The organism is Caballeronia sp. SL1002 (assembly GCF_057814995.1).
This window is the reverse complement of the sequence record NZ_JBYMUW010000002.1, coordinates 1,191,697-1,210,121: the sequence shown is the minus strand read 5'-3', so window position 1 is coordinate 1,210,121 and position 18,425 is coordinate 1,191,697. Positions and strand designations below refer to the sequence as shown.

Genomic DNA, 18,425 nt, shown 5'->3' with positions numbered 1-18,425 from the left:
TTCGCGGAAAAACCAAAACCAATACGGCCCGCGCATTTTTCAGGCAGCCTGTTTTTGCAGCGCGCCATTAATGCCGGCACGCAACGGTCGGCGGCGCACGCTCGGCAATCGCACGGATATGCGAAAATCGCTGACGCACCTGCTCTGCACTGTCCGTATTCTCGACTTCGCGAGTTCACGCATACCCGCGCGTCGAATTGAGCGCGCGCCGACCATACCGTTGTAACCTCCATATCGATGCCCGCTGACGACAGCAAAATCTCCCTGCGTGAAGCTGCACTTATCGCCGAAAACGCGAGCTTGCGCGAGCAGCTTGCGCTCTTGCATCGCGCTCGCGGCGCCGAACCGGCACCTGCGATTGTTAAACCGGGCGACCCGCTCGGGGCCGAGCGCGATCTTCGCGATCTCGCGGCTTCGCTGGAACAGCAGGTAGAAGCGCGCACTCGCGAACGCGACCGGATCTGGGAAATGAGCCGCGACATGCTGGCGGTCGCCGATGAACACGGCGTGCTCCTCAGCGCGAATCCGGCGTGGACGCGCGTGCTCGGCTGGCCTGCGGAAGAAATTGTCGGTGCGACATCGGCGTGGATCGAGCACCCCGACGATCACGAAAAAACGCGCGAAGAGATCGTGCGTCTGTCGAACGGACACACCACGCTCGCCTTCGAAAACAGACTGCGCACGACGCGCGGCGATTACCGGCTTCTTAGCTGGACGGCGGTGCCCTTCGAAGGCCGCATGTATTGCGTCGCACGCGATGTGACGGACGATCGCGCGCGCGAAACCGCATTGCGCGACTCGATGGATTTCGCGCGGCTCGCGCTCTCGGCGGTGAGCGGGGTCGGCGTGTGGACCTATGAGGTCGCGAGCGATCTGTTCTTCTGCGACGCGGCCATCTCCGATGTCTACGGCATCGACGCGGCGATAGCGGCGCAGGGAATCAAGCGTGAAGCGTTTCTCGCGAACGTACATCCGGACGATCTGGCCGGATTGCGCACGACGATGGCGGGCGGCCTCGTGCGAAGCGGCGACCTCGAACTCGAGTACCGCATTCGTCATCCGGACGGGTCCACGCGCTGGGTCTTGTCGCGCGGCCACACTTACTTCGATGCTCTCGGTACGCCCGTTCGCCGCACCGGCGTGGGTGTCGACATGACGAAGCAGCGGCTGCTCGAAGAACAGTTGCGGCAGAGCCAGAAGATGGAAGCCGTCGGGCAACTGACCGGCGGCCTCGCGCACGACTTCAACAATCTGCTTCAGGGGATCATCGGGCCGCTCGAACTTTCGCACCGGCTCGTCTCGCTGAACCGAACGGATGGGCTCGACCGCTACTTCGACATGGCGATGGCGTCGGCGCAGCGCGCGGCGGCGCTCACGCATCGCCTGCTTGCGTTCTCGCGCCGACAACCACTCGATCCGAAACCGGTCGAGGTGAACGCGCTGGTCGCATCGCTCAACGACTTGCTGCGACGAACGACGGGTGAGCGGATTCGCGTCGAACTCGCGCTCGACAGCGAACCGTGCCGAACGCAATGCGACGCGAACCAGCTCGAAAGCGCCCTCCTCAATCTCTCGATCAACGCGCGCGATGCGATGCCCGAAGGCGGGACGCTCAGCATCGCAACATCGCGCATCGCGATCGACGCGCGGCAGGCCTCGAATCATCGCGGCGTGGAAGCGGGCCCGTACATCTGCGTCGCGGTGACGGATACCGGCACCGGCATGCCGGCGGACGTCATCAGCCAGGCCTTCGAGCCCTTCTTCACGACGAAGCCACTTGGTCAGGGCACGGGGCTTGGGTTGTCGATGGTGTACGGATTCGCCGGCCAGTCAGGCGGATTCGCCACCATTTCGAGCCAGCTCGCGCACGGCACGACGGTGCGCCTCTATTTGCCCGAGAGCGACGCACCGGCCGAAACGGCCCGCAAACCGATCAGGACGCACGCCGATATCCGCGCGGGTCTGGGCGAAACCATTCTCGTGGTGGAAGACGACGTGAGCGTGCGCCAACTGCTCGTCGATCTATTCGAGGACGCCGGTTATCAAGTGCTCCAGGCAGTCGATGGACCTTCGGGACTCGCCGTCCTGCAATCGGACACGCACATCGATCTGCTCGTGACCGACGTCGGCCTGCCCGGCATGAACGGCCGTCAGATTGCCGACGCGGGACGGCTCAGCCGGCCCGATCTGCACGTGTTGTTCATGACGGGGTATGCCGAACTGGCGTCGTCCGCGACCGGCTTTCTCGAGCACGGCATGCAGATGATCACCAAGCCGTTCGGCATCGAAGCCATCGTGAATCGCGTGCTGGGAATGCTGGCGACGCGCTCAGGCGGGGTTCGGCAGTGAGGCGAGCAGGCTCAGAAGCTTCTCGACATCGACCGGCTTCACGAAGTGATAATCGAAGCCCGCGGTCTGTGCGCGCAAGCGGTCGTCCGCTTGCCCGTAACCCGTAATCGCGATCAGCACCGGATGCGTTTCGCCCTTGTGGCGAAGACGTGTCGCGAGTTCGTAGCCGTCGATGTCGGGCAAGCCGATATCGAGCAAAGCGACATCGGGCCGGAACGTCTGCGCGCATTCGAGTGCCTCCGCCGACGCATACGCTACGCACGTTTCGTGCGCATCGGTCTCGCACAACATGGCAAGCGAATCGGCGGCATCGCGATTGTCGTCGACAATGAGAATGCGCCGCTTGTCGCTCGCCTCATGAATCTTCGACACCACCGGCACGCTCGGAAAGTGCCGCTCGTGGTGATGGAGTCGCGGCAGCCGCACCGTCACCGTGGTCCCGCAGCCGGGGCCGGGACTCTCCACCGTAATCGTGCCCGCATGCATTTCGACCAGTTTCCGCACGAGCGACAGACCGATGCCGAGCCCGCCGTTCGAGCGGTCGAGCGTCCGGTCGCCTTGCGAGAATAGTTCGAATACGTTGGGCAGCAAATCGGCTGAGATGCCGGTTCCGGTGTCTTCGATCACGATCGAAACGAACTCGCCATCGGCTCGCACGCGAATGGCGATACGCCCGCCTTCCGGCGTGTACTTGCTTGCGTTGTTGAGGATGTTGACGAGAATCTGCGAGAGCCGCGTGGGGTCGCCTAACACCCACGTCGTGGCTTCCGGCACGTCCACCTCGATCTGCTGCGCGCGGGCTTCCACCATCGACGCTATCGCCTCCACCGCGCCGTACACCGCGCTGCCGACGAGAATCTCCTCTTGCTTGAGCGTGATCCGCCCTTGCGTGATGCGCGATACCTCAAGCAGATCGTCGACGATGCGCGTCATGTGTTCGACCTGCCGCTGCATCAGATCGACGAGGTCGATCACATGCGGGTCCGCCACTGAAGCCTTTTGCAGAAGCGCGATGGCGGTCCGAAGCGGCGCGAGCGGATTGCGCAACTCGTGCGCGAGCATGGCAAGGAATTCGTCCTTGCGCTTGTCCGTCTCGCGCAGCATCAACTCCATGTTCTTGCGTTCGGTGATGTTGATGAGACTGCCGATAATTCGCAACGGCTTGCCGTCCTCCCTGCGTTGAAGCAAGGCGCTGCCTTCCATCCAGCGCTCGCCGCTTTCGTGGCTGATGCGAAACTCGAAATGCGGACCCGGTTCGCCGCCGTTCGCGAGTTGCCGGATGTACTGGTCGAGCTTGTCGGAATCGTCTGGATGAACCCGCGCCATCGCGGCCTGGTACGTGTGCATCTCACGAACGGGCGGTACGTTCCCCGCGTATTGCGCATTCGACTCGCGCGTGAGATCACCTTCGAGCGCAATCGACCAGTTGGCGAGATCGAGCGAAACGATGGTCATTTTCGCGGCCTGCATCGCAACGGTCAGGCGCAGATTGCGCTCCTCGATCGCGGCGCGCGCCTCGTGCTGACTATGCACGTCGGTCGTGGTGCCGAACCATTCCTGCAGGCTTCCGTCGGTGCCGTAGAGCGGCACGGCTTGCGCGCTCACCATCCGGTAAATGCCGTCAGGGCGACGCATGCGGAAGAATTCCGTCTCCGCCAATCGCTGCGAAAGCGCATGAAGCCATGTGTTTTGCGCGGTCGCGCGATCGTCCGGATGCACCGCTTCGAGCCAGCCGGTCTCAAGCTCGTCCGGCAGTTGCAGTCCGGTAAATCGCTCCCATTGGGCTGGATCGACATGGACCCCGCCCTGCGGCGACGCGGACCAGACGAGCGCATCCGTCGATTCCACCAACGCGCGATAACGCCGCTCGCTAAGGCTCAGACGTTCGTCGCTCTCGCGCTGTTCGCTGATGTCGAAGGTCACGCCATGCGCGCGTCTGAGCGTGCCGTGGCGGTCGAACTCCGGGTCGCCTCGCATGCGCAACCAGAGACGCGCTGGCGCGGGACCCGCGACGTCGATCGGATAGTCGATCTCGAAGGGTCGCCGGTCGCGCAGCTTTTCCGCGAGTTCGGCGTGAAAGTGCGCCTGATGATCGGCGGGCACGCGCGCCCACAACTCGGCCAGCGTGACGGCCTCGGTATCCGCCGGGAAACCGTAGATCTTGACGAGTTGCGAGGTCATTCGAACGACGCCGGACTCCATGTCCCATTCCCACGCGCCGAGCCGCGCGCCTTCGAAGGCCGCCTGCAACCGGCGCTCGCTTGCGCCATACAGTTCCCACGCGCGCTTGCAGTCATGAATGTCGATCGCGACGCCGACGGTCGTGTCCACCTTGCCGTTTGCATCGAGCACGGATTGCAAATGAAGCGTGTGCCAGCGCAACTCGCCGTCGGCGCGGCACAGCCGTGCATCGACACGTTGCAGCCGCTCGCCTTCGACCAGCGCGCGCCACGCGGCCACGACCGACGAGAAATCGTCCGCATGGACAAAAGCTTTCCAGTGCTGATCCACCAGCTGCTCGGGACTCATGCCGAGATAACTGGACGTCCACGGGTTCACGTAACGGATGCGACCGTCGGGTGACGCGTGCCAAACGAAGGATGGTAAAAAGTGAGCGGGATCGCGCAGCGGCATGTCGTTGTTATTGGTGTCCCGTTTGTCTGATGATTCGACTGGCGCCTGGGTCAGGTCCGCAACAGGAAATTTAAGCGACGGATTCTCAGGCCCGCCGGGACCTGGCGCACGTTCAGAGAACTTCCGATGACGACGCATGGCTCGCCTGCTTGAACCGAAAAAGCCCTTTTCTAACGGAGCATTCGAACGCGGTGCCCGTGAACCTCGCTCAATACGTACTAGCCAGAATCAACAAAATTATAAGTCCGGGCGACACGGCGCGCACGCCGATTCACTCGCGTTTCGCTTAGATTCGCTCGGCCGTTCTAATGCGCAAATTAGAGGTCGACGGCGGCAAGCCGGATCGGATCGGGCTCTCCGTTCACGACCTTGACGGCGGCTGCATCCTTGATCGTATCGGCATGAAGGATGAAGGCGCACATCGGACCATCTGCGCCCTCGGTGCCGAAGCGCTCCTCAAGCGATTCGTAATCGACCAGACCAAGATGCAGCACGCCGTCTACTTCAAAACGAAAGTTGACGGCTTCGGAAAACCAGTCGTCGAGTGGCGGTCCTATCGGCCGCACAGCGGTGCAATTCATCTTTTTCTCCTCCGTGATGGATGAACTAAAGCCGTTCAATGAGGCCGCATTTGCTTTGTTCATCGCACAGCGGCCGCAGAGTCGCGTCAGGGGCCATCGCGCGCTAGGGCGCATTCGTCTAGCGAAACAGCAAGTAGTTCCTTCTGTTGCAAAGTAAGTTTTTACTCGAGCGCTTGAGCAACAACCGCCGGGAGCCAAGGGCGAAAAGCCCACAATGGTTTGTCGAAAGAAGCTAGCATCGAACGTGCCAAAAAATGCACAAGTTCGTTGCTAGCCCACAACGTCCCTCTTGACCATCGGATAATTCCCCACTTTCGTGGTCTGGCCCACAAAAGACTTGAAATTTGCCGGGATACGATGTGCCTCAGGTTGCCTAACCCCTTGCGCGTCAGTGGATCAGCAGTGACCGCTCCGGCGCGCGACATCTGAAGTTCTCAGGCATCACCCGGGTATGCCGCATAAGCCGGCATACGTCGCCAGCGCAAGGCCATGTTCGTCAAACAGGTCGAAGCGCTTCAGTCTCAAACGAAACTTCGCTCAACCGGACACGCTGTTCCATGCCCGGTGCGAAAAACTGCGGCGGCGAGTCATCTACCGGCCACCTCTCAACTTTTTCAAAAAAGCGGGGCGTATGAAAGTCACTATTATCGGTACCGGCTACGTGGGTCTTGTTACGGGCGCCTGTCTTGCCGAAATCGGCAACAGCGTGTTCTGTCTCGACGTCGACGCCAAGAAAATCGACATCCTCAACAGCGGTGGCATTCCGATCCATGAGCCAGGGCTCAAGGAAGTCATCGAACGAAATCGCGCGGCGGGCCGCATTCAGTTCTCGACCGATGTCGAAGCAGCGGTCGAGCATGGCGAGGTGCAATTCATCGCGGTCGGCACGCCGCCGGACGAAGACGGTTCCGCCGATCTTCAATACGTGCTGGCTGCCGCGCGCAATATCGGCAAGTTTGCGAACGGCTTCAAGGTGATCGTCGACAAGTCGACGGTGCCGGTTGGCACGGCCGATCGCGTGCAGGCAACGGTTCGCGAAGCGCTGGGCCATCGCGGCGTATCGCATGGTTTCTCCGTCGTGTCGAACCCGGAATTCCTGAAGGAAGGCGCGGCAGTGGACGACTTCATGCGTCCGGACCGCATCGTGCTCGGCTGTGCCGAGGACGCGGACGGCCTGCGTGCCCGCGAAGTGATGACGCGTCTTTACGCGCCGTTCAACCGCAACCACGAACGCACGATGTACATGGACGTGCGCTCCGCCGAGTTCACCAAGTACGCGGCTAACGCGATGCTCGCCACGCGTATCTCGTTCATGAACGAGCTCGCGAACCTCGCCGATGTCGTGGGCGCGGACATCGAAGCCGTGCGTCGCGGCATCGGTTCCGACCCGCGGATCGGTTATCACTTCCTGTACGCGGGCTGCGGATACGGCGGCTCGTGCTTCCCGAAAGATGTCCGCGCGCTGATGCGCACGGCGCAGGAGCGCGGGCAGGATCTGCGCATCCTGAACGCGGTGGAATCGGTCAACGACACGCAAAAGAGCGTGCTCGTCGAGAAGATCACCGCTCGCTTCGGCAACGATCTCACCGGCAAGACCTTCGCGATCTGGGGCCTTGCGTTCAAACCGAATACCGACGACATGCGCGAAGCACCGAGCCGGCCGCTCATCATGGCGCTGCTGAAACGTGGCGCATCGATCCGCGCGTACGATCCGGTTTCGTCTGAAGAAGCGCAGCGCGTCTTCGCGATGGATCTGGAAGACCATCCCGCGCTCAAGTCGCGGCTCCTCTTTTGCTCGCATCAGTACGACGCCATCGCAGCAGCGGATGGGCTCGTGATCGTGACCGAGTGGAAGGCATTCAAGAGCCCGGACTTCACGCGCCTTCATTCGGCCATGCGCGTACCGTCTATTTTCGACGGCCGCAATCTCTACGATCCGGAGAACATGGCCGAGCTCGGCTTTACCTATGACGCCATCGGCCGTCGCAGCGTGGACGTAACGCCTGCGTAACGGGTCGATCCAGCCCACGCGCGCCGCGATACCTCAGGGTGTCGCGGCGCGCGTTTTGCTTTGATGGATCCTATGACGACACTACTTCCGCATCTGCATCGTTTGCTGACCAACATCGGCGACGCTGCCTTCACGCTTCCGATTGCCCTCACGTGCGCCGCGTGGCTCGCGATGTCGCACTGGCGGCTGGCGCTGCGCTGGGCGCTCACGCTCGCGGCCGGCATGTCACTCGTCGGTGCAACGAAGATTCTTTATGCAGGCTGGCACGTCGGCATCGCTTCGATCGACTTCCGCGTCATCAGCGGCCATACGATGCTCGCCACGGCCGTCTGGACCGTCGTGTTCGCCCTGCTGACCCGCAGATGGCCGTACCTCGAACGAGCGGGCATCCTGGGCGGTCTGATGGTCGGCGCGGCAACGGGTCTCGCACGCGTTCACGATCACTCGCATTCGGTGTCCGAGGTCATCTCGGGATGGGTCGTCGGCGCCGTGGTTGCTGCTTGGTTTCTGCACGCCTGTGCGCGCGCCGACATCAAGCCGCTTCGACCTGTCGGTGCCGCATTCGGCCTGATGCTCGTCTCGATGCTCGCTTACGGCCACCGCGCGCCGTTTCAATATTTGATCGACGTGCATACGCCCGTGCTCCGTGCGCGGGTCGCGGCCGAAGTGTCCAGCCTCCTCTGATAAATCGAATTAACCGCTAAAACAAGGCGTAAAAAAGCACTCGAAGCCTATTCTGCTTCGAGTGCTTTTGTCTTTCTGAGCGTCCAGCGCTTCTTATTGCGCTCTCAGCACCGCGCGCCGTTCTTCGATGGCAGCGTCCACCGTCGCGGGCGTTCCCACCGTGGTCGACGGCTCGGTACGCGACGGTTGTCCCATCGGGCCTTCCGAACGGAACTGCGCGAGCTTCAGCTCGATGAACGTGCTGATCGACGCCTTGAAGTTCTCCGTCGAAAAACGCTCGGCGTTCTCGCGGCAGAACTTCGGATCGAAGAGCCGCGAATGACGTTCGAAACGCTCGACAGCTTCGAGCAGCGACTCTTCCGTCTGATCGCGGAAGAACACGCCCGTGGGCCGTTCCTTCGGCAAGCCGACCACGGTCTCCAGAGCGCCGCCCTTGCCGAATGCGATCACCGGCGTGCCGCAAGCCTGCGCCTCGACGATCGAGATGCCGAAGTCCTCTTCGCCCGCGAAGACGAAGGCGCGAGCGCGCTGCAGATGGTCGCGCAGCACTTCGAACGACTGGTAACCCATGATCTCGACATTGGGGCCCGCAGACGCCTTGATCTTGCGCATCTCCGGTCCGTCGCCGATCACGACCAGCCGGCGTTCGGGCGTTCGGGAGAACGCTTTTACGATCAGGTCGATTCGCTTGTACGGCACCATTCGCGAAGCCGTGAAATAGAAATCGTCCTTCTTCGTGCCGACGGACAAGCCGCGCACATCGACCGGCGGATAAATCACCGTCGATTCACGCTGATACGCCTTCTTGATCCGCCGCGAAATGAACTGCGAATTCGCGATCAGATAATCGACCCCGTTCGCCGAGCGCGCGTCCCAGCCGCGAATGTAATGCAGCAGAACGCGCGCGAGGATCGACTTGAATCCCGAAGCCAGACCGGATTCTTTCAAATACTGATGCTGCAGATCCCATGCATAGCGGATCGGCGAATGCACGTAGCTGATATGCAACTGGTCCGGGCCGACGAGCACGCCCTTCGCCACTGCATAAGAACTCGAGATGATGAGATCGTAACCGGACAGGTCGAGCTGTTCGATTGCGAGCGGCATCAGCGGCAGATAAGCCCGATAGCGCTTGCGCGCGAAAGGCAGTTTCTGAATGAACGACGGCTGGACCGGGCGGTTTCTGAGGCAAGCGCGGTCTTCGAGAAAATCAACGATGGTAAAGATATCGGCGCGCGGAAAACAATCGATGATGTGCTGAAGAACTTTCTCGGCGCCGCCGGAAACCACTAGCCAATCGTGGACAATGGCAACTTTCACATGTTTCTCACTTAGGAAGATGGTGGGTCGGAGCAACATCCCGGAAGTGCGGAACGGACGAATCATGGTCGGCGGGAAAAGAATTGATCTTAGTGCGCTAGCGCACACTTCGACATCCGACGCAGAAGCGCAAGTGGATAAACGCTTAGAGACTGAAGATTTTTTGAGTAGGCATTCAGTGCGATTCCGTCCGTCCGGAAGCTTTTTCGCATTGCACGCCGCTAACGTAACGCAACCGGCACGATATGCCAATACCTTTCACGCAGTTGATGCGTGGGACGTTCAGACTATGGCAGTACATCGGATTTCGATGTACTGCAACGGCGAACTGCAAAACGTGGGCCAGCGCACGGACCCATTCGAACTGGATATGTTTAATACCGAGGCCGCTCAAGTTCTAGCGCAAACCCTAAGTGCTTGCCGCGAAAGACCCGCCTGCCGGCCGTTTGCGGCGACTGTGCGAAGCGCATTGGGGACCAGCCGGATTTGCGACTGCTCACGCCTTGACGGCGGCCGCAAACCCGCACTGGCCGATTTTTGATGCATTTATCCTAGCGATGTCCCCGGTGCCGGCGGCGCCGGGCCAGGCACTTTGTGCGGCTTCGATTGTCCACCTTACTTGCTCGACCCGTACGCGAATGACGCGTCCGCGTTTTTCGAGTGATTACTCAAGCCAGGATGACCGATTAATGGCTTCATTCAAAAAGAACTTTGCAATTTTGATGTTGCTGCAAGTGTCGACTTATGCAGCGCCGCTGTTGACCTTGCCGCTTCTCACCCGCATCTTGTCGCCGGGCGGCTATGGCCGGCTCGCCTTCGCGATGGCCTTCGCGAACTACTTCGTCGTGTTCACGAACTACGGGTTCGGCCTGACCGCCACACCGAAGATATCCATCAACCGCGCCAATCGCGCGGAGCGTTCCCGCATTTTCTGGGAGACGGTGTTATCGCAAGCGACGCTCACATTCGCCGGGCTGATCATCCTGGTGTCGCTGACGTTCATCTTTCCGAGGCTCGCCGAGGATCGCGATCTCCTGCTGCTCGGCTTTGGCATGGCGATCGGCGCGATGCTGATTCCGACCTGGTATTTCCAGGGCATCGAGGATCTTCGCATCATTAGCACGATCGTGTTCACGGGCCGCGTACTGAGCGTGCCCGCGATGTTTCTGCTGGTGCGTTCGCCGAAGGACATCTACTGGGCCATGGCCGTCAATACGCTTGTACCGATGCTCTCCGGCATCGCGATCTTCATCCACCTGTACCGAAGCCGTCAGCTCGATTTCGTCCGGACGCCCGTGAGCGCGATCGTCGCGGCCTTGAAGGACGGCTGGAGCGTGTTCATGGCAACCGCGCTGACCGAAGTCTATGCATCGACGAACATCGTATTGCTTGCGCTGATCTCCGGTAACGTGGCCGCCGGTTACTTCGCCGCCGGCGACAAACTGATTCGCGCGGCCCTCGGCATGCTGAGCCCGCTCAAGACTGCCGCTTATCCGCGCGTCAGCTATCTGATGCACCACGCCCGCGACGACGCCTTCGCGTTCTTGCGCCGCATGCTCGCGCTACAGGGCAGCGCGGTGGCGGTCATTTCGGTCACCGTGTTCGTCGTCGCGCCTTATGTGGTTCATCTGCTCTACGGGCCGAAATTCGAGCCCACGGTGGACGTGCTCCGCTGGATGGCGTTCGTGCCGCTCATGAACGGCTTGACCGATATCTTCGGTGTTCAGACCATGTTGCCGCTTGGTATGAAGGCGCAATTCAGCCGAGTTCTGCTAGGCTCCGCAGCGCTCAACTTCAGCCTGCTCGCCGTACTCGCGCACCTCTTCGCGGAACAGGGCGCGGCCGCCACGGTGCTGATCGTGCAAGCGACAGTCGCGGTCGCCATGGCGACCACGCTTTATATGCAAGGCGTGCCATTCCTCAAGCGGCGCGTCGCGGAATAGGCGCCACGCCCGACTTATAGCTGAACTGAAACGAAAGAAGGGCCGGGGAAATCCCGGCCCTTCTTTCGTTCAGCAAGCCAGCCTGGCAAGCCGGTCTGTCAAGCAAGCCTTAGCTTGCCTTCTTGTTAAGCGCGTTCTGCTTGGCGAGCGCGCTATCGAATACGTCGAGATAAGCCCCGACCATCGCATCGGGATTGTAGGTCTGGGCGTGGCGGAGCAACCGGTCGTGCACTGTCGCGTTCTTCAGCATCTCGACCGCATCGCGTATTTTGCCGATTACCGTATGCGGTTGCTTGATATCGAAAACCAGCGCCGACTCCGGCTCGAGCACTTCCGGGATGCCGCCAGTGTTCGCGCCGACCACCGGCACGCCGTGCGAATACGCCTCTACCGTCACGCGGCCAAACGGCTCGTTCCAGATCGACGGAACGACGAGAATGTCGATGCTGTCCAGAAATTGCGAAGCGACAACGTGTCCGAGAAATTTTACGCGCGGGTCGTCGTACTTAGCCTTGAGATTCGCGAGATAGGCCGCGTCGCCTTTGCCGCCGATCGAAAGCGTCCAATCGAAATCGAAGGTCGTGTCTTTCAGCAGTTGGTCCAGCACGAGCTCGATGCCCTTCTCGGGCGAGACGCGACCAAGGATGCCGAGTTGCACCGGATCGCCGCTCTTGCGAGGCGTCCTCACCGCCGGCGTTGCGTCCTTGAGCGGCACATAGCAATTGCTGATGACCGTCTGCGCCGCGCGCGGGAAAAAGCCGTTGTCCACATGCTTCTGCAAGACGAACTGGCTTACGCCCACCGCGACGTCCACCCGCGCCGATTCGACCCGCTTAGGGCCTGCATACACAGCGCAAAGATTGCATTGGCGCTCGCAAGCCTTGTCGTGTGTATACATCGTCGATGTCGGGCACATCAGGTAGTAATCGCGCATGGTGTGGACGACCGGCACGCCGGAATCGTTCGCCATGCGCCACATGCCGATCGAAAGACACGACAGGTTGTTCGTATTGATGACGTCGTACTTTTCCTCGTCCATCAGCTTCTTGAGCTTGCGCGCCATGATGACGTTATGCACGTCGATCGCGTGCCACACGAGCCGCGCCACCTTCGAGCGTTTCTTCGGCTGATGCGGCCAGTAGAGATTCGCAAAGCGCAGATGATGGATCTTCACGCCATTGAGCTCGCTCACCCGGTCGATGCCGGTGCCGGTCGCGCAAACGACACTCACTTCGTGGCCCGCGGCAACGAGTCCTTCGGCGAGAATACGCGTCGAGACCTCGGCTCCGCCGACCATGTCCGGGTAATACAAAGTATTTGCGATCAGTATCTTCACGGGGTCTGGGAAAGTGGATGCCGGCAGAATGCCCGACGTCATGGATCGATTCGCGTCCGCCCGAATTCGCGCGGCTGGCGCGGAGGCGGGTAAGACGCAGCGGAATAGGGCTACTACAAAGGCACCGTGTCCGGTTGCCAGAAATCATCCGGGCCGACGCGACTCCATGATCCGAGTCTGCCGTCGGCCCTTATCAAACCTTCGTACCGTGCGGACTTATCCGGCCGATGAATTCACGGTCAGACCCGCTGCGCGACCATGTGCTTCGCCATAAAGAGCCTCCAGCACATTCGTGGCCGAACGCTCCCACCGATAACGTTGCACGTGGCGCAGGCCGAGTTCACGGTGATGCTGCCGAAGCGCGGGGTCACTCAGCATCACACCGAGCTTGGTCGCGATATCGTCCACGGAATGCGCGTCGCAGTACATCGCAGCGTCGCCGCACACCTCGGGAATCGACGCCTCGTTCGAGACGAGCACCGGGCAGCCGCAATACATCGCCTCACAAGGCGGCATGCCGAAACCCTCATAAAGCGAGGGAAAAACGAGACATGCGGCGTCCGCGTACAAGCCCTTCAGTTCGTTATCGCTGACGAAGCCGGCCCAGATTACGCGCTCCGATTTCGTCGCCGTCTCAAGCTTCATCGAGGCGAAGACACGCGGATAGGACCCGCCCACGACTACGAATTTCACGTCCGGCAAATGATCGAGCTTTTCGATGGCAGCGAGCACGCGCTCGAGATTCTTGCGCGGATCGAGCGAGCCGACGATCACGCAGTAGGCGTCCTTCTTCAACTTGAGCCGCGTCACGATCGAAGGATCGCTCACGATGCGCTCGAAGTGATCGGCACCCGGATAGATCACCGAAACGCGCGATTCATCGACGCCCAGGTGATGGCAGATGCGGCCCTTCGAAAACTCCGACACGGTCAGGATGGACACGCCCTGGCGCGCCAGGATGGCAAACATGACGCGGTACCACAGCACGAATTTCTTCGAGAACGCGTGCGGCACATCGTGCACGGCCATGTCGTGAATCATCACGACCTGGTCGCGCTTGAGCAGCGGCGCGGTATTGCAAAAGCTCACGAGCGTTTTGCCGCGGGTGGCAAGCGGCAGTGTCAATTGCTCCCACAGGTTGCCCGTGAATCGCGGCGCGACGCGCTTGCGGTCGATCGGAGGTTCGAGTGTCGCCGCATTCGGCGGCACCACGACCTCCAGTTCATCAACGGGAATATCCCGCCCCTGCATCGCACGCGACAGCTCGTAAGCTAGCCGCTGGACACCGGTGAGTCGTTGCGACGTATATTTTCCGTTGACTACAAACGCCATGACACCTCCGCATCGCACTGCCGGTTCAATGAGCTAACAACACGCTTCCCGCAAGGGGATTCGAATCTCATTCGCGCGTGACCGGTTCGTTTGCGGGACGTCCTTCAAGCACGACGGACTGATCCTGAATCGCGCTCTCAGCCATGTTAAGCAAGACCTTCAGGTCCGCGACGAGAACCGCGGACGACTTCATCCGCAATGCGTCGGCGGTGTTGATGGACTTGCGGATGTGCTCAAGCGCAGCTTGCGATGCTTTCATACGGAACTCTCCAAACAGGATCGATTGACGAATCGAATCTCGGGTGTCGCGGCTTGTGGCTGCGGGTCCGGAGATTCGGCCGAAGAGAAGGTTGATGGGTGGCTATCCCTTTCGCGGATCAGCACCCGCGCGACAAAACTGACAGGTCGCTTTCGCAACCCGCGCACAAGGCGCGACCGAGGGTACGGGCAAACAGGAAGCCTCGACGACCATAAGACGAGCAGCCGATGATCGCTTTCATACTAAGGGTATTTCCGCACAATGTCCGACTCTGTGCGCCAGATCACATATCGTTAATCGACTTGCAACTACAAGTGCATGAATGAACGGATTACTTAGCAGCGCCATCGCAGCAGAAGGCGCGAGACAGCCTGTGCGCGGGCCGCACCGAGGCGCGCACATTCCATGCCCTCATCGATCGACCTCTATTGCCTGGCCCGCTGCTTCTGACCCAGCAACCGGTCGATCCACTCCTTCGCATGCGCCGAAGCCGATGCGCAAGCCTCTTCTTCGGATGCAAACGTCAAACCCTTCACGCCTTCGAGCGGGAATGGTGTCGGCACGCGTCCGCCGTATCGCTCGATCGTTTCGCGTGCTACGCGTACCTCACTTTCGCCAATCGAATACACCTCGACGACGATCTGAAATCCTTTGTAGCTTTCGACGTGTGGATATTTCATAACGGCGTTCTCCGCATCGTTGAACCGAGCGGGCTCAGACCTGCGCCATCGCATGCATGGAACCGCGATGGTGCGGACGAACCAGACCATTCGCGCGATACTCGGTGGGCGACATGCCATGGCGTCGGCGAAACAAACGCCCTAACCTGTCGCCGTTACCCATGCCGCAGCGCCGCGCGATCTTGTCGACAGGAAGATCGCTTTCGACGAGCAGCCGGCAAATCAATTCGAAGCGCGTGTGCATCAGGTATTCCTGCGGCGTCACGCCAAATTCCGCCTTGAACCGCCGTAAATAATTGCGGTTGCTCATCGCGGCCACTTCGGCGGCGTCGGCAATCGTGATAGCACGCCCAAAATTCTCTTTCATCCACCGCGCCGACTCGTGAATCTTGTCGATGGTAGTCGTGACGTTGAAATCGTCTGCACGAAGCTCGGCGCGAACCGGCGTGCTCGCGTGCAACTCACGCGACACACGGCGAGCAATCTGCGTACCGAGGTCGGCTTCGATTTTCGCGATCGCGAGACCCGAAGGCGTCTGCATACCGACTTGTTCGGCGGCGGGCGCGTCCCTGAACCAGTAGACCGGCACGGCCGGCCGATGCACGCGCGCCGGATCGAGCAGCACGCTCTCGGCGTGCCGGTGTCCGTCATACACCACGCAGCCCGGCCCGAACAGCCACGATAGCAAGTGAACGTCGCGGCCCGCCATCGCTTCGCTTTCGCTGCACGCAACGAAGAGCGCATCGAAATCGCGAACGGCATATTCCTGCAAATGATGCGTCCAGATGGAGATTGCCGACGACGTCGAAATGTTGCCGCCGCTGCTCGACAGCAGCGAAAGCTGATAAGCGGTCTCGCCGCTCGCCGTCGCCTCAAGCTCGTTGGCGAGACGAAATGCGTCGCTAATCAGCCCTGCATTAGGCAGACAACATCCGTCGAACAGCAGCAGTCCGATGTGCCTGGTGCGGGGCACGGCGGAAACGGGTCGAACGCTGTCCGATCGCGCATAGCCGGTCGGCTGATTCATCGAGTGTCCCTCCCGTGCACGTATTCGTATGTGTGTTGCATTGCATCCTAAAGACGATGACGGCGAATGAGAAAAGTACTGGCGGATAATGACGAACTCTTGTCGTAGACCGCATTGGTTAAATGTCGAAACCACCTATTCGTATACATATTAAGGATAGGCGAATTACATTTCGTCACACTTGAACCCTAATGGAATCATTTTCATTTCCTGCAATTATTGACAGATATATTTATTTCCAACCCCACACTTTAATTACAAGGGTGTGAAGCCTCGAATATCCGTCAAAGCCTTGCGTACAAAGGATGCCGGAACTTCGGTATTGCCGTCAATTTGTAACTCAGCAACCAAACGTATCAAAACGTAACCATTAATCTTTATCAGCCAATATTGCCCGATTCATTCGAGCGTGGAACCAAATTTTACCGAAATGCCGTTTCATATCGCGGAACGTGAATTTAAGGCCTCACACTTTTCGGCCAAGAGTTCGAGACTTTCGGCCCTTCGGGTTTTTACGCAGTTTTAGATGGATATGCTTCATCGCAGCAACACTCCGCACTACTCGGGTGTTCCGATTTCTTATCGTTTTGCATCACTCCCGTTATTCGACCTGACAAAGTGGACGCGCCCCGCTCCGGGTCCGCGCTTCCAGCAGTCGAAAAGAACCTGGTTGCTATTCGCCATACGGCTCGTTTTGTACGAGATCCGCGTCCTCAGCCCGCGACACGTATTGGAGTCAGAAATGAGCATTCCTGATGCACTCAATGATTCAGCAGTTCTCGATCGTATCGACGTTGCGCCCAGCGCCCCGACGATCCCGCTCTGCCCCGTAGTCCTCGCGGGCGGCTCAGGCACGCGTCTGTGGCCGATCTCGCGCAAGCATTATCCCAAGCAGCTTGTCGATGTGCTTGGCCCCGGCTCGTTGCTGCAAACGACCGTGCAGCGCCTCACGGGCTTGCCCGAGAGTCGTGCGAAGAATTTCTCGCCGATCGTCGTTTGCGGCGCAGAGCACCGTTTCATGACCGCGCAGCAGCTTGAGGAAGTCGGCAGCGGCGCGCGTATGATCGCCGAGCCTAGCGGTAAAAACACGGCGCCCGCGCTGACGATGGCCGCCTTGCTCGCGGCGGCGGAAGGCCCCGACTCGGTACTTGTCGTGATGCCCGCCGACCACTTGATCCGCGACCGCGACGCGTTCCAGCACGCAGTGATACAAGCTGCGCGTCATGCGGAGCGCGGTGCCCTCGTCACGCTCGGCGTAGTGCCGACGCGCGCGGACACCGGCTTCGGTTATATCAAGCTCGGCCCGGCCATGACCGACGGTGCGCGCGAGATCGACCGCTTCGTCGAGAAGCCCGCGGCCGAGGTGGCCGAGCAATATGTGGCTTCCGGCAATTACTTGTGGAACAGCGGCCTCTTCGTCGTGCGCGCAAGCGTGTGGCTCAAGACGCTTTATCGTCTGCAGCCGGCCATGTATTCGGCCTGCGCCGCGGCATTCGCGCAGGGACGAGACGACGGCGCGTGCTTCATTCCGGACCCGGAAGCGTTCGAAGCCATTCCGTCCGACTCGATCGATTACGCCGTCATGGAACATCTCGCCCAGGACAAGGAAACGCCGGGCGTGGTCGTGCCGCTCGACGCCGCCTGGTCCGATCTCGGTTCGTGGGATGCGGTGTGGGATGCGCTCGATAAGGACGAAGACGGCAACGTCGCACGCGGACGCGTCGTGTTCGAAGGCGCGACGTCGTGTTACGGACACAGCGAAGGACGTCTCATCGCGTGTCTCGGCGTGACCAACCTCGCGGTGATCGAGACGGCCGACGCGGTGCTCGTCGTCGACCGCTCGAGCGTGCAGGACGTCAAGAGCCTGGTGAGCCGCATCACGGAATCACGCGGTACCGAAGCCGATGCCCATCGCAAGGTTCAGCGGCCGTGGGGCTGCTACGACTCGATCGATAAGGGCGAGCGCTTCCAGGTCAAACGCATTGTCGTGCGTGAAGGCGCGCGCCTCTCCTTGCAGCTTCATCACCATCGCGCCGAACACTGGATCGTGGTGAGCGGCACGGCGCTCGTCACGCGCGGCGACGAAACGTTCCTGCTTAGCGAAAACGAATCGACTTACATCCCGCTCGGTGTGAAGCACCGGCTGGAAAATCCGGGCAAGGTACCGCTCGAAATTATCGAGGTGCAGTCAGGCTCGTACCTCGGCGAAGACGACATCGTTCGCTTCGATGACAAATACGGGCGTGTCGGCTAGCACGCAATCAATACC

The 18,425-nt window shown here is 60.5% G+C and carries 14 protein-coding genes; 5 read left to right on the top strand and 9 right to left on the bottom strand.

Going from position 1 to position 18,425, the window contains the following annotated elements; translation table 11 throughout:
* Positions 1–39: 39 nt before the first annotated feature.
* Complete coding sequence (locus AC3D25_RS08310; protein ID WP_488887945.1) at positions 40–504, bottom strand: hypothetical protein; 465 nt, start codon at positions 502–504, stop codon at positions 40–42.
* On the opposite strand from AC3D25_RS08310, the gene AC3D25_RS08305 reads away from it, so the two are divergent.
* Entirely contained in the window at positions 469–2,349 is a 1,881-nt protein-coding gene (locus AC3D25_RS08305; RefSeq protein ID WP_488887944.1) for a hybrid sensor histidine kinase/response regulator, read from the top strand. The genes AC3D25_RS08310 and AC3D25_RS08305 overlap by 36 nt on opposite strands.
* On the opposite strand, the gene AC3D25_RS08300 is transcribed toward AC3D25_RS08305, so the two are convergent.
* A complete protein-coding gene (locus AC3D25_RS08300; RefSeq protein ID WP_488887943.1) occupies positions 2,329–4,983 on the bottom strand; it encodes a PAS domain-containing hybrid sensor histidine kinase/response regulator in 2,655 nt (884 codons plus the stop codon). The genes AC3D25_RS08305 and AC3D25_RS08300 overlap by 21 nt on opposite strands.
* A 317-nt stretch (positions 4,984–5,300) precedes the next feature.
* Complete coding sequence (locus AC3D25_RS08295) at positions 5,301–5,627, bottom strand: hypothetical protein (RefSeq protein ID WP_488887942.1); 327 nt, start codon at positions 5,625–5,627, stop codon at positions 5,301–5,303.
* 568 nt (positions 5,628–6,195) lie between these two features.
* Between AC3D25_RS08295 and AC3D25_RS08290 the strand changes: the two genes are divergently transcribed.
* Together AC3D25_RS08290 and AC3D25_RS08285 are read left to right on the top strand one after the other, a co-directional pair.
* A complete protein-coding gene (locus AC3D25_RS08290) occupies positions 6,196–7,575 on the top strand; it encodes a UDP-glucose dehydrogenase family protein (RefSeq protein WP_488887941.1) in 1,380 nt (459 codons plus the stop codon).
* A gap of 72 nt (positions 7,576–7,647) precedes the next feature.
* Positions 7,648–8,259, top strand: a complete 612-nt coding sequence (locus AC3D25_RS08285) for a phosphatase PAP2 family protein (protein ID WP_488887940.1) — start codon at positions 7,648–7,650, stop codon at positions 8,257–8,259.
* Between the two features lie 93 nt (positions 8,260–8,352).
* Here AC3D25_RS08285 and AC3D25_RS08280 read toward each other — a convergent pair whose 3' ends face one another.
* Entirely contained in the window at positions 8,353–9,579 is a 1,227-nt protein-coding gene (locus AC3D25_RS08280) for a glycosyltransferase family 4 protein (RefSeq protein ID WP_488887939.1), read from the bottom strand.
* A 689-nt stretch (positions 9,580–10,268) separates the two neighbouring features.
* Between AC3D25_RS08280 and AC3D25_RS08275 the strand changes: the two genes are divergently transcribed.
* On the top strand, positions 10,269–11,522 hold the full coding sequence (locus tag AC3D25_RS08275; protein WP_488887938.1) for a flippase: 1,254 nt from the start codon (positions 10,269–10,271) through the stop codon (positions 11,520–11,522).
* A 109-nt stretch (positions 11,523–11,631) separates the two neighbouring features.
* Here AC3D25_RS08275 and AC3D25_RS08270 read toward each other — a convergent pair whose 3' ends face one another.
* The 5 genes from AC3D25_RS08270 to AC3D25_RS08250 form a co-directional block, all read right to left on the bottom strand.
* Complete coding sequence (locus AC3D25_RS08270) at positions 11,632–12,900, bottom strand: glycosyltransferase (RefSeq protein ID WP_488887937.1); 1,269 nt, start codon at positions 12,898–12,900, stop codon at positions 11,632–11,634.
* A gap of 174 nt (positions 12,901–13,074) precedes the next feature.
* Positions 13,075–14,190, bottom strand: coding sequence for a glycosyltransferase family 4 protein (locus tag AC3D25_RS08265; RefSeq protein ID WP_488887936.1), 1,116 nt, complete (start codon positions 14,188–14,190; stop codon positions 13,075–13,077).
* A 67-nt stretch (positions 14,191–14,257) separates the two neighbouring features.
* Positions 14,258–14,449, bottom strand: coding sequence for a hypothetical protein (locus AC3D25_RS08260; protein WP_488887935.1), 192 nt, complete (start codon positions 14,447–14,449; stop codon positions 14,258–14,260).
* 425 nt (positions 14,450–14,874) lie between these two features.
* Positions 14,875–15,129, bottom strand: a complete 255-nt coding sequence (locus AC3D25_RS08255; RefSeq protein ID WP_488887934.1) for a hypothetical protein — start codon at positions 15,127–15,129, stop codon at positions 14,875–14,877.
* Positions 15,130–15,163: 34 nt separating this feature from the next.
* The gene (locus AC3D25_RS08250) at positions 15,164–16,156 is read right to left on the bottom strand and encodes a helix-turn-helix domain-containing protein (RefSeq protein WP_488887933.1); all 993 of its coding nucleotides are present in this window, start codon (positions 16,154–16,156) and stop codon (positions 15,164–15,166) included.
* A 742-nt stretch (positions 16,157–16,898) separates the two neighbouring features.
* On the opposite strand from AC3D25_RS08250, the gene AC3D25_RS08245 reads away from it, so the two are divergent.
* Positions 16,899–18,410, top strand: coding sequence for a mannose-1-phosphate guanylyltransferase/mannose-6-phosphate isomerase (locus tag AC3D25_RS08245; protein WP_488887932.1), 1,512 nt, complete (start codon positions 16,899–16,901; stop codon positions 18,408–18,410).
* The last annotated feature ends 15 nt before the right edge of the window (positions 18,411–18,425 follow it).